The sequence below is a fragment of the Arthrobacter agilis genome, from assembly GCF_002953615.1.
Taxonomy (GTDB): Bacteria; Actinomycetota; Actinomycetes; order Actinomycetales; family Micrococcaceae; genus Arthrobacter_D; species Arthrobacter_D agilis_B.
The window spans coordinates 1,655,377-1,666,978 of sequence record NZ_CP024915.1 but is presented as its reverse complement, the minus strand read 5'-3'; the positions used below and the strand labels follow the sequence as shown (position 1 = coordinate 1,666,978).

General features: G+C 72.8%; 11 protein-coding genes. 10 read left to right on the top strand and 1 reads right to left on the bottom strand.

The genetic code is table 11. The annotated features are described in order from the left end of the window. The 8 genes from CVO76_RS07965 to hemL form a co-directional block, all read left to right on the top strand. Positions 1-180: uroporphyrinogen decarboxylase family protein (locus CVO76_RS07965; protein WP_279628607.1), on the top strand; the 180-nt coding region annotated here is incomplete at its 5' end. Between the two features lie 2 nt (positions 181-182). Further along, positions 183-1,709 (top strand): protoporphyrinogen oxidase, encoded by a 1,527-nt coding sequence (gene hemG, locus CVO76_RS07960; RefSeq protein WP_347876232.1) that lies wholly within the window; start codon positions 183-185, stop codon positions 1,707-1,709. Between the two features lie 72 nt (positions 1,710-1,781). Beyond that, the gene (hemQ, locus tag CVO76_RS07955; protein WP_208741583.1) at positions 1,782-2,498 is read left to right on the top strand and encodes a hydrogen peroxide-dependent heme synthase; all 717 of its coding nucleotides are present in this window, start codon (positions 1,782-1,784) and stop codon (positions 2,496-2,498) included. A 47-nt stretch (positions 2,499-2,545) separates the two neighbouring features. Beyond that, positions 2,546-3,703 carry a ferrochelatase gene (locus CVO76_RS07950; RefSeq protein WP_208741747.1) on the top strand — a complete coding sequence of 386 codons (1,158 nt, stop codon included), beginning with the start codon at positions 2,546-2,548 and terminating at the stop codon, positions 3,701-3,703. Further along, complete coding sequence (gene hemC / locus CVO76_RS07945) at positions 3,700-4,647, top strand: hydroxymethylbilane synthase (RefSeq protein WP_133080970.1); 948 nt, start codon at positions 3,700-3,702, stop codon at positions 4,645-4,647. The genes CVO76_RS07950 and hemC overlap by 4 nt, the downstream gene beginning before the upstream one ends. Positions 4,648-4,653: 6 nt before the next feature. Beyond that, the gene (locus tag CVO76_RS07940; protein WP_208741582.1) at positions 4,654-5,511 is read left to right on the top strand and encodes a uroporphyrinogen-III synthase; all 858 of its coding nucleotides are present in this window, start codon (positions 4,654-4,656) and stop codon (positions 5,509-5,511) included. 13 nt (positions 5,512-5,524) lie between these two features. Next, positions 5,525-6,511: a porphobilinogen synthase gene (gene hemB / locus CVO76_RS07935; protein WP_208741581.1), complete on the top strand. Its 987-nt coding sequence runs from the start codon at positions 5,525-5,527 to the stop codon at positions 6,509-6,511. Between the two features lie 18 nt (positions 6,512-6,529). Beyond that, entirely contained in the window at positions 6,530-7,855 is a 1,326-nt protein-coding gene (gene hemL / locus CVO76_RS07930; protein WP_208741580.1) for a glutamate-1-semialdehyde 2,1-aminomutase, read from the top strand. A gap of 8 nt (positions 7,856-7,863) precedes the next feature. Here hemL and CVO76_RS07925 read toward each other — a convergent pair whose 3' ends face one another. Beyond that, entirely contained in the window at positions 7,864-8,658 is a 795-nt protein-coding gene (locus CVO76_RS07925) for a 3'-5' exonuclease (RefSeq protein WP_208741579.1), read from the bottom strand. A gap of 74 nt (positions 8,659-8,732) precedes the next feature. Between CVO76_RS07925 and CVO76_RS07920 the strand changes: the two genes are divergently transcribed. Both CVO76_RS07920 and CVO76_RS07915 read left to right on the top strand, forming a co-directional pair. Then, a complete protein-coding gene (locus tag CVO76_RS07920; RefSeq protein WP_208741578.1) occupies positions 8,733-9,185 on the top strand; it encodes an MGMT family protein in 453 nt (150 codons plus the stop codon). Between the two features lie 57 nt (positions 9,186-9,242). Next, positions 9,243-11,602, top strand: a 2,360-nt coding sequence (locus CVO76_RS07915; protein WP_208741577.1) for an ATP-dependent helicase, incomplete at its 3' end; no start/stop codon positions are given.

Genomic DNA, 11,602 nt, shown 5'->3' with positions numbered 1-11,602 from the left:
ATCGACCCGGCCCTGCTCCCCGCACCCTGGCCCGTCCTGGAGCAGCACGTCCGCGACGTGCTCGAGGCCGGTTCGTCGGCTCCGGGCCACGTGGTGAATCTCGGGCACGGGGTCCCGCCGGAGACGGACCCGGACGTCCTGACGCGCGTCGTCGAGCTCGTCCACTCCGTGGAGCCGTAGGCATGACGAGGCGCGGGGACCGCGACGGGGCTGCCGGGCCGCACGGGGACCCGATGGCGCAGGAGCGGGTCCCGCGGCGCCGGACCGTCGTCGTGATCGGCGGGGGCATGGCCGGCCTCGTGGGCGCCCGCACGCTCCTGCAGCGGGGCTTCCACGTCACCCTGCTCGAGCGGTCCGGCCGTTTCGGAGGGACCGTGGACGGACGCGTGCTCGGCGGTCTCCAACTGGACAGCGGTGCCGAATCCTTCTCCACCCGCTCCGCCACCGTGCCCTCGCTCGCCGAGGAACTCGGGCTGGGCGACCGCATCGTGGCCCCCGACGCGACCGGCGCCTGGGTGCAGCTCCCCGGCAAGGACCTCGCGGCCTCGGCGCAGCCGCTCCCCAGCTCCGGGGTGCTCGGCATTCCCGCGGATCCGTCGGATCCCTCCGTCACCGCGGTGATCGGCCGGGCCGGCGCCCTCCGGGCAGCCCTCGACAGGGTGCTGCCGGTGGGCCCGCTCGCGACCCGCACCAGGGTCAGCCTCGGTGAGCTCGTCCGCACCCGGATGGGGGATGAGGTCCTCACCCGCCTCGTGGCCCCCGTTGCCGGCGGCGTGTTCTCGGCGGACCCCGACGACCTCGACGTCGACTCCGTGGCACCCGGGCTGCGCGCCACCATGGGTCGCCTCGGCTCCCTGGGAGCGGCGGCCGGAGCCCTGCGGCAGGCGGCGCCGGCCGGTGCCGCGGTCGGCGGTCTCGCCGGAGGCATCGCGCAGCTCCGCGACGCCCTCGTGGCGGAACTCGTCGCTGCCGGCGCCGACCTGCGCACCGGCGAGCAGGTCACGGCGATCACCCGCTCGGGCGCGGCGTGGACCGTGACGACGGAACACTCGATCCTTGCGCGACGGATCCCGGCCGACGGCGTCCTCGTCGCGACCGAGGGCCGTGCCGCCGTCGACCTCCTCGGTCCGGCCATCCCTGCGGTGGCCGGCGAGCGGCCGGACCCGGTGCCGGGCGTCGCCCTGGTCACGCTGATCGTCGACGTCCCCGAACTCGACGCCCGCCCGCGCGGCACCGGTGTGCTGGTGGCCCGCGGCGTGGAGGGAGTCGCCGCCAAGGCGCTGACGCACGCGACCGCCAAGTGGGCGTGGCTGCGCGACCAGGCCGGACCCGGCTCGCACGTGCTCCGGCTGTCCTACGGACGCGTGGGGGACACCCCGGCCGATGTCGGACTGGCCACGCCGGACGATGCCCTCTACCGCCACGCGCTCGCCGACGCCTCGTCCCTGCTCGGCGTCCCGATGCAGGAGGCGGATGTGCTCGACTGGGACGTGGTGCGCTGGGCCGGTGCCCTGCCCCACGCCTCCGTGGGTCACCGGGAGCGCTTGGCACGCATCCGTGCGCTCGTCGCCGACCAGTCGGAATCCCTCGCCGTCACGGGCGGCTGGCTCGCCGGGACGGGCCTCGTCGCCGTGATCGACGATGCCAGGGCGCGCGCCGGCGTGCTCGCCGACGCCCTCGATGAGGCCGCTCCCGACGCCCCGATGTGACATTCCTCGCTTCTACCGCGTGTAGAAGAAGAGGATTTCGGATCGTCTCCGGGCAGGGGGCAAACTAGTACCATGACTGAGCTAACCGGTAGCAGGCCCGTCCACGCTCCACAGCAGACCGGGGAGGGCGCCGACGCCCCCGGTGAGCTGTTCTACACACTCTGGACCGTCTTCCGGCGGGGAACCGCGACGACGGATTCCGGCACCCCCCTTGAGGAGGTCCTCGCCTCCTTCGAGGAGGACGGCGTGGTGCTCCGCGGTTTCTACGACGTCTCGGCCATGCGCGCCGACGCCGACATCCTGGTCTGGCTGCACGGCCCCCGTCCCGAGGCGCTGCAGGCCGCGATCCGCAGGCTCCGCCGCACCGGGACGTTCGCCGGGACCTCCATGGTGTGGTCGGCGATGGGGGTCCACCGCGACGCCGAGTTCTCGAAGTCCCACAGTCCGGCCTTCTCCCGCGGGGTGGCGCCGGCCGAATGGGTCTGCGTGTACCCGTTCGTCCGGTCCTACGAGTGGTACATCCTCCCCACCGAGGAGCGCCGCGAGATGCTGACGGACCACGGCATGAAGGGCCGCAAGTACCCCCAGGTGATCTCCAACACGGTCTCATCCTTCGCCCTCAACGACTACGAATGGATCCTGGCACTCGAGGCTCCCGAACTCGTGGACCTCGTGGACCTCATGCGGTACCTCCGGGAGACGGAAGCACGCCGCCACGTCCGCGAGGAAGTGCCCTTCTACACGGGCCGGCGGATCCACCACGACGAGATAGCAGAGGTGCTCAAGTGACGACACAGGCTTTCAACCCACTCGACGGGGTCGACGCGGACGGGCGCATGGCCCCCAAGGCGTACGACGCCGTCGTGCTCGCCTCCTTCGGCGGTCCCGAGGGGCAGGACGACGTCATCCCCTTCCTGCGGAACGTCACGCGCGGCCGCGGCATCCCGGACGAGCGCCTCGAGGAGGTCTCGCACCACTACCGCGCCTTCGGCGGGGTCAGCCCCATCAACAGCCAGAACCGCGCGCTCCGCGCCGCCATGGAGGCGGAACTGCGCCGGCGCGGGATCGACCTGCCCGTCTACTGGGGCAACCGCAACTGGGAGCCCTTCATCGCGGACACGCTGCAGGAGGCCTACGACGCCGGCCACCGCAAGGTGCTCGCCGTCACCACGAGCGCCTACTCCTGCTACTCGAGCTGCCGCCAGTACCGTGAGGACCTCGGGATGGCCCTCGTGAAGACCGGCCTCGAGGGACGGCTGGAGGTGGACAAGGTCCGGCAGTACTTCGACCACCCCGGGTTCGTGGAGCCCTTCGTCGAGGGCGTGGCGGCCGGGCTCGCCACGGTCCGTGCAGGACTCGCCGAACAGGGCACGCCGGACGCGCCCGTGCACATCATGTTCTCCACCCACTCGATCCCCATGGGCGACGCCGAGGCGGCAGGACCCCGCAACGGGGAGGGCGGCCCGGCCCACGAGGAAGGCGCCTACGTGGCGCAGCACCTCGCGACCGCCCAGGCCGTGCTGGACAGGATCCCGGAGTCCGAGGGGGTCGAATGGTCGCTGGTCTACCAGTCCCGCTCGGGTGCACCGCACATCCCGTGGCTCGAGCCGGACATCAGCGACGCCCTCCGGGACCGCTACGAGAACGGGACGCGCGGGGCCGTCATCGTCCCGCTCGGATTCGTCTCCGACCACATGGAGGTGGCGTGGGACCTCGACACCGAGGCGATGGAGACCTGCGGTGAACTCGGGATCGTCGCCGATCGCGTGCCCACCCCGGGCACGCACCGGAAGTTCGTCGAGGGCCTTGTCGACCTGATCCTCGAGCGGACCATCGACAACAACATCGCCGACCGCCCGTCGGCGACCGCCCTCGGCCCCTGGTACGACGTCTGCCGACCGAACTGCTGTGCCAACCGCCGCGGCGAGAAGCCGACCATCGCGGCGGTCGACTCCACCGTGGGGACGCCGCTGCCCAACCCCGGTACCGAATGACCGGGCACATCCGGGTCGGGACGCGGGGCAGCGCCCTGGCGATGACGCAGACGACGACGGTCGCGGAGCGGGTCTCGGACCTCGCAGGCCTGCCCTACGACCTCGTCCGCGTCCGCACGGAAGGGGACGTCTCCAAGGGGTCGCTCTCGCAGATCGGCGGCACCGGCGTCTTCGTCGCCGCCCTCCGGGACGCACTGCTCGAGGAGCGGTGCGACATCGCCGTGCACTCGCTCAAGGATCTGCCCACGCTCCCGGCTCCAGGGCTCACCGTGGCCTCGGTGCCCGAGCGTGAGGACGTCCGTGACGCCCTGTGCGCACGGGACGGACTGACGCTCGCCACTCTTCCCGACGGCGCACGCGTGGGCACCGGTTCCCCGCGGCGCGCCGCGCAGCTGCGGTCGGCGCGGCCGGGGCTCGAGGTCGTCGACATCCGCGGGAACGTCGACACGCGCCTCGGACGCGTCGCCGGACTCGTGATCGGTGCGCCCGGTGACCTCGACGCCGTCGTCCTCGCCGCGGCAGGACTGCGGAGGCTGGGACGCCAGGACGCCATCACGGAGTTGATCGACACCGACGTCATGCTGCCCGCGCCCGGCCAGGGCGCCCTCGCGGTCGAGTGCCGCGAGTCGGAGCCGACACCCGAGCTGCGCGGAGCCCTCGCGGACTACGACCACCTGCCGACCCGGCTCGCGGTGACCGCGGAGCGCGCGGTCCTGCTGCAGCTCGAGGCAGGCTGCGCGGCACCCATCGGCGCCCTCGCACACCTCCGCGGCGACGAGCTCGCGCTGGAGGCCGTGGTGTGCAGCCTCGACGGCCGGTCGATCCTCCGGCTCACGCGCTCGGCACCCGCGACGGACGCCGTGGCCGCCGCGCGGCTCGGGCTCGAACTCGCAGAGGAGCTGCTGGCCGCCGGCGCAGCCGACATCGCGCCGCTGAACAGCTAGGCCCGCATGACCCACGATCGGGCGCTCCCGTCGGTGATCATCCTCCGGCACCCCGAGCGGTCCGCCCGGATCGCCGATGCGCTCCGCGCGGCGGGCCTGCGTGTGTTCGCCCTGCCACTGACCGACACCGAACTGCCCGCGGACGTCGCTGCCGTCGCCGCGGAACTGGGTGCGCTCGGCAGGGGGGCGTACGAGTGGCTGGTCGTGACCAGCGGGAACGCCGTCCGGGCGCTCGAGCTCGTCGCGGCGTCCGGGCCCACGTCCCTCCCGGAGCTGGTCCGCGCGGGCGGTACGAGGGTCGCCGCCGTCGGCTCGACCACCGCGCGCCTGCTGGCGGACTACGACATCGAGGTCCACCTGGTGCCGCGGGACGCGTCGTCGGCCGGCCTGCTGGGGGAGTTCCCGCACGGTACCGGCGCGGTGCTCGTGCCACAGGGGGACCTCGCCCCGGGGGACCTGCAGGCCGGCCTCGCCGGACGCGGCTGGGCAGTCCGTCGTGTGGAGGCCTACCGCACCGTGCCCTACCCCGCCGACGCGGCGCGGCGGGTCCCGGCGATCCAGGAGCCGGGAGTGCAGCCGCCCCTGCTGTCCCGTCGGGATCTCGCCGCGCTGGCCGCCGATGCTGTCCACCCCGCCGTCGTCTTCACGGCGCCGAGCACGGTCCGGCAGTTCCATGAAAAGCTGGGGAGCGGGCCACTCGCCTTCTTCCCGGTCGCCATCGGGCGCACGACGGCCGCAGCCCTGCGCGCGCAGGGCTGGGAGCCGGGAGCGACGGCGGCGGAACCCACACCGCAGGGGATCGCCCGGGCCGTCCGGGAGGCCTTCTCCCGGGCCGAACCCACCTACCTGCACCCGCACCACTGAACGGAGATCAGCCATGAGTTTCCCCCAGCACCGCCCGCGGAGGCTGCGCTCGACGCCGGCCATGCGACGCATGGTCGCCGAGTACCGTGTCCATCCGTCCGAGCTGATCCTGCCCGCCTTCATCCGGGAAGGACTCGACGAGCCTGTTCCCATCCTGTCCATGCCCGGCGTGGTGCAGCACACCACGGACTCCCTCAGGCGCGCGGCGTCGGAAGCCGTGGAGCGCGGCGTCGGCGGCATCATGCTCTTCGGCATCCCCGCGCACCGTGATGCGACGGGCAGCGCGGGCATCGACCCGGACGGCGTCCTGAACCGCGCGATCGCGGATGTCCGCTCCGAGGTGGGCGACGCCCTCGTCGTGATGAGTGACGTGTGCCTCGACGAGTTCACGGATCACGGGCACTGCGGCGTCCTCGCGGCCGACGGCTCCGTGGACAACGACGCGACGCTCGGACTCTATGCGCAGATGGCCGTGGAGCAGGCGAGGGCCGGTGCGCATGTCCTCGGCCCGTCGGGCATGATGGACGGCCAGGTGGCCGTCATCCGCCAGGCGCTCGACGAGGCCGGGCACCAGGACACCGCGGTGCTCGCCTACGCGGCGAAGTACGCCTCCGCGTTCTACGGACCGTTCCGCGAGGCCGTCGACTCCCAGCTCACGGGTGACCGCCGGACCTACCAGATGGACGCGGCGAACCGCCGGGAAGCGATCCTCGAGGTCGAGCTCGACCTCGAGGAGGGCGCCGACATGGTGATGGTCAAACCGGCCATGAGCTACCTGGACATCCTGGCCGACGTCGCAGAGATGTCGCCCGTCCCCGTCGCCGCCTACCAGATCTCGGGGGAGTACGCGATGATCGAGGCCGCGGCCGCCAACGGCTGGATCGACCGCCGCCGCGCCATCGAGGAGTCCGTGCTCGGCATCAAGCGCGCCGGCGCACAGATGATCCTCACCTACTGGGCCTCGGAGCTCGCGCTCTGGCTCGACGAGACCGACCACTAGAACCAGCCAAGGACCGTCATGACGACTTCTGAGAACCTGTACGAACGCGCCCGCGCCCTCATGCCCGGCGGCGTCAATTCGCCCGTGCGGGCCTTCGGGTCCGTCGGCGGTACCCCGCGCTTCCTCGTCGACGCCCACGGGGCCTACGTCACCGACGCCGACGGCACGGAGTACGTGGACCTCGTCTGCTCGTGGGGACCGGCCCTGCTCGGGCATTCCCACCCGGACGTCATCGCGGCCGTCCATCGCGCCGTCGACCACGGACTCACCTTCGGTGCCTCGACGCCCGCCGAGGCGGACCTCGCCCAGCTGGTGAAGGAACGCGTGCCCGCCGTCGAACTCCTGCGCATGGTGTCCACCGGTACCGAGGCCACCATGACGGCGGTACGCCTGGCGCGCGGCTTCACGTCGCGCAACCTGATCGTGAAGTTCGCCGGGTGCTACCACGGGCACGTGGACAGCCTCCTCGCGTCCGCCGGTTCCGGCGTGGCGACCCTCGCGCTGCCCGGTTCGGCCGGTGTCACGGAGGCCACGACGGCGGAGACCCTCGTCCTGCCCTACAACGACGTCGAGGCCGTCGAGGAGGCATTCCGCACGCACGGCGAGCGTATCGCCGCCGTCATCACGGAAGCGGCCCCCGCGAACATGGGGGTCGTGACCCCGGCTCCCGGTTTCAACGCCTTCCTCAGCCGCATCACCTCCGAGCACGGGGCCCTGTTCATCGTGGACGAGGTCATGACCGGATTCCGCACGCATGCCGGTGGCTACTGGAAGCTCACCGGAGGGGCGGACGACGCGGAGCACCCGTGGACGCCCGACCTGCTGACCTTCGGCAAGGTGATCGGCGGCGGCATCCCCGCGGCGGCGCTCGGCGGTCGCGCGGACGTGATGAACTACCTCGCTCCGATCGGCCCGGTCTACCAGGCCGGCACCCTGTCCGGCAACCCGATCGCCATGGCGGCAGGCGTCGCCACCCTCACGGCGGCCACGCAGGACGTCTACCGGCACGTCGACGCCCGCTCGCTCGAGGTGGGCGACGCCCTGTCGGCGGAACTGTCGAAGGCCGGCGTCGACCACTCGATCCAGCGGGCGGGGAACCTCTTCAGCGTCGCGTTCGGCACCGCCGAGCACGGCGTGTGGAACTACGCCGACGCGCAGGGACAGGAGGTGTTCCGCTACGGGCCGTTCTTCCACTCCATGCTCGACTCCGGCGTGTACCTGCCGCCCTCGGTGTACGAGGCCTGGTTCCTCTCCGCGGCGCACGACGACGCGGCGATGGAGCGCATCCACGCTGCGCTTCCCGCGGCGGCGCGGGCGGCAGCCGAGGCCGTCCCGGTCGACTAGCCGGGCGGTCAGGCGGGAGTGGCCACCGGATGCAGCGGCGGAGTCGCGGCGTCGGCGGGCCGGACAGTCTCGATGGCGGGTCCGACAGCGTGTCCGGCAGGCTCGACGCCGGGTACGTCGGGCTCGACGACCGGCCAGGCCCGTTCGATCACCGCGGTCGGTTCCGTCCGGCGCAGGTACTCCTCGAAGCCGGCGGCCTGACGTTCGGCCCAGCCGATCAGCGCAGTGTGGAGCTCAACGGCGGGCCGGCGCAGGAAGGCGTACCGTTCGGCGAGGACCCTCGCCACCTGCAGCGTCGCGAGGACGTCGGCCGCGGAGGTGTGGGCGTTCTCGAACCGGATGCCGTAGTGCTCGCAGAGCGCCGTCAGCGTCCGTTTGCCGCGCCGGTAACGATCCGCCTGCTTGTCCAGGATGAACGGATCGATCACCGGCATGGGAGGGGGGACCGCCACGGCGTGGCGGCGGCCCTCCTGCGCGAGCACCGTGAAGTCGTACCGCGCGTTGAAGGCGAGGACGGGCACGCCGGCGGTGAAGAGCCGGGCGAGGACCGCGGCGATGCCGCGGACCACCTCGGCGGCGGGCAGGCCGTTCGCCCGGGCGTGGGCCGTCGTGACCCCGTGGATCGCAGCGGCGTCGTCCGGGATCTCGATGCCCGGATCCGCCAGCCACTCGTGGTGCTCGAGCACCTCCCCGGCGCCGTCGACGAGCACGATGGTCGCGGTGACGACCCGGGCCGTCAGCGGGTCCCGTCCCGTCGTCTCGAGGTCGAAGGCGGCCCTCGGACACTCATGCCAGCTGGTCATGGCCCCACGGTACCGGCGGGGTCCGACCAAACGGCCCCGGCGCCCCGTTCCGCGGGCCGGGCTAGGGTTGGCGGATGCAGCCACGAGTCCATGGCGTCGCTCCTGCCCGCAGCGACGCCGTCGTCCCCGGTCCTGTGCACCGCCGGCACGGTGATCCCGCGGTGTACGCGGAGGCGGTCCTGCGCATCGCCGAACTGATCCCGCAGGGCATGGTCCTGACCTACGGCGACGTCGCCGAACTGTTGGAGGCGGGCGGGCCGCGCCAGGTGGGGAGGGCGTTGTCGCGCAGCACCCGCGCCGTCCCGTGGTGGCGCGTCCTCCGGGCCGGAGGGCTGCCGCCCCGCGGACTGGAACTGGAGGCCCGTGCACGCTACGACGCCGAGGGCACCCCTCTGTCGGTGCCGTCGGTGCCGTCGGACCCGGAGGACTACCGCGTCGACCTGGGGCGTGCGCGGTGGTCGCCGTCCGTCGGGGAACTGGCCCTGGTGGCCGCTGTCGGCGCGTCCCTGAGCCACGCCGGGCAGTAATACAGGACACCCCCGCGCATGCCCTCGATTGTCCGTGGGATGTGATGGTCTAGGACCATGACCAGCACGCTCCATGACGCCCCGACGGCGTCCTCCGGCACTACCGTCGCCGGGCCCGCAGCGGACCCGGCGCACGGCTACGACGCCGTCCTCGAGTCGCTGCGGGACGTCTCCGGCCAGGTCCTGGTCCTCGGCGCCCCCGGGAGCGGGAAGTCCTCGCTGCTCACGGACCTCGCGGTCCTGCGGATCGGGGAGGGGCGCGTGGATCCCGAGGGGCTCCTCCTCCTCGGCCCCACGCGTGCCGCCGCGACGAGGCTCCGCGACGAGCTGACCGCCAAGCTCGAGCGCAGCATCAGCACCGCCCCTGCCCGCACCTGGGCCTCCTACGCCTTCGATCTCATCCGCCGCGCCCGGGCCGAGGGCCGCACCCCCGCCATCACGAGGCCGCCCCGGCTCCTGTCCGGGGCCGAGCAGGACCTCATCATCAAGGAACTCCTCTCGGGGCACGGACGCGACGGAGCCCCCGAGCTCACCTGGCCCGCGAGCCTGGCCCTCGCGCTGCCGACGCGGGGCTTCCGGCAGGAGATCCGCGACCTGTTCGACCGCGTGAGCGAGTACGGCGTGCCGGCCGACGACCTGGCGGCCTGGGGCGAGCGGTTCGACCGGCCGGACTGGGTGGCGGCGGCCGCGCTGTACCGCGAATACCGCGACGTCCTCGACCTCCGCATGCCCGAGGCCTTCGACCCGGCGGGAATCCTCACGGCGGCACGGGCGCTCCTCGAGACCGACCGCGACTTCCTCGACAGGGAGCGCAGACGCCTGCAGCTCGTGCTCGTCGACGACTACCAGGAGGCGAATCCCGCCGTCCACGCACTGCTGGGCCTCATCGGAGCGGGAAAGGACGTCGTCGTCACCTCCTGCCCCGACACCGTGGCACAGGGCTTCCGCGGAGCCCGTCCCGAACTGACCGGGCGTCTCTCCACGCTCTTCCGGCGGGGCGGCGGCCTGACGACGGTGACCCTGCCCGCGTCGCTCACGCTGCACGGCCGGCTGGCCGAGGCCTGGAGCAATGTCGCCGCGCGCATCTCGACCACGGGCGTGAGCACCGCCTACCGGTCCCATCCGCACCGGCCGGAGGACGCCGACGCGGACGCGGACGCCCGGCAGCATCCACGCCAGGACGCCGCGCCCGACGACGTGACGGCGGGGCGCGGGGCGCCCGGCCCGACGGTGTCCGCCCATGTGCTCGACAGCGCCTTCCACGAGCAGCGCTTCGTCACGCAGCGGGTGCTCGAGGCCCATCTGTTCGGCGGACGCAGCCTCGACGACATCGCCGTCATCGTCCGGAACGGCGCACAGGTGTCCGCGGTGCAGCGCTTCCTGACGGCGCAGGGCATCGCCGTCAACGTGCCCGCGGCGGAGACGGCCATCCGGGAGGAACCCGCCGTCCGTCCGCTGCTGGACCTGTACGCGGTGGTCGTGGGACGCGGTGAGCTCGACACCGAGCTGTGCATCTCGCTGCTCACGTCGCGTATCGGCGGCGCGGGCAGCCTGGACCTCCGACGCCTCCGCCAGGTCCTGCGGCGTACGGAACTGCAGCAGGGCGGGGGCCGCACGAGCGACGAGCTCCTGACAGCCCTGTTCGCCTCGCCCGAGGAGATCGCCGCGCTGCCCTCCGAGGGTGCCCCCGTGCGGCGCCTGCACCGGATGCTGGACGCGGGGAGGGCGGCGGCCGCCGATCCCGGGAGCGATCCGGAGACCGTCCTGTGGGCGCTCTGGTCGGCCTCCGGCCTCGCACAGCAGTGGTCGGGCGCGGCCCTGTCGGAGGGCCCGTCGTCGACGCGCGCCGATCGGGACCTGGACGCGATGATGGCCCTGTTCCACACGGCGGAACGCTTCGTCGAACAGATGCCGGGTGCGGATCCGGGCCTGTTCCTCGACTACATCCTCAGCCAGGACATTCCCATGGACACCCTCGCGCAGCGCACCACCCGCCAGGCCTCGGTGTCGGTGCTCACGCCCGCGAGTGCGGCCGGTCGTCACTGGCCCCTCGTGATCGTCGCCGGTGTGCAGGACGGTGTCTGGCCGAACCTCAGGCTGCGCGGCGAGCTCCTCGGATCCGGTGAGCTGCGCGCGCTGCTCGACTACGGCGAGTCGTTCCGGAGCAACCGGGACCCCGTGTCCCTGCTGCAGGACATCCGTTTCGACGAGTTGCGCACCTTCTCCCTCGCCGTGTCCCGCGCCACCCAGGAGCTGGTGTGCTGCGCGGTCGCGTCCCAGGACGAGCAGCCGTCCCAGTTCCTCGACGTCCTGGATCCGCTTCCTCCCGGCACCGCCGAGCGGGCACGGACCGAGGTCCTGCGACCGGTCACGCTGCGCGCCCTCGTCGCCGAGCTGCGCAAGTTCGCCCAGGACCC

Bases quoted from the DNA above. Each gene is read 5' to 3' on its own strand.
- hemB (WP_208741581.1), top strand. From the start codon at position 5,525: ATGAGTTTCCCCCAGCACCGCCCGCGGAGGCTGCGCTCGACGCCGGCC.
- hemC (WP_133080970.1), top strand. From the start codon at position 3,700: ATGACCGGGCACATCCGGGTCGGGACGCGGGGCAGCGCCCTGGCGATG.
- CVO76_RS07940 (WP_208741582.1), top strand. From the start codon at position 4,654: ATGACCCACGATCGGGCGCTCCCGTCGGTGATCATCCTCCGGCACCCC.
- CVO76_RS07920 (WP_208741578.1), top strand. From the start codon at position 8,733: ATGCAGCCACGAGTCCATGGCGTCGCTCCTGCCCGCAGCGACGCCGTC.
- hemQ (WP_208741583.1), top strand. From the start codon at position 1,782: ATGACTGAGCTAACCGGTAGCAGGCCCGTCCACGCTCCACAGCAGACC.
- hemL (WP_208741580.1), top strand. From the start codon at position 6,530: ATGACGACTTCTGAGAACCTGTACGAACGCGCCCGCGCCCTCATGCCC.
- CVO76_RS07925 (WP_208741579.1), bottom strand. From the start codon at position 8,658: ATGACCAGCTGGCATGAGTGTCCGAGGGCCGCCTTCGACCTCGAGACG.
- CVO76_RS07950 (WP_208741747.1), top strand. From the start codon at position 2,546: ATGGCCCCCAAGGCGTACGACGCCGTCGTGCTCGCCTCCTTCGGCGGT.
- hemG (WP_347876232.1), top strand. From the start codon at position 183: ATGACGAGGCGCGGGGACCGCGACGGGGCTGCCGGGCCGCACGGGGAC.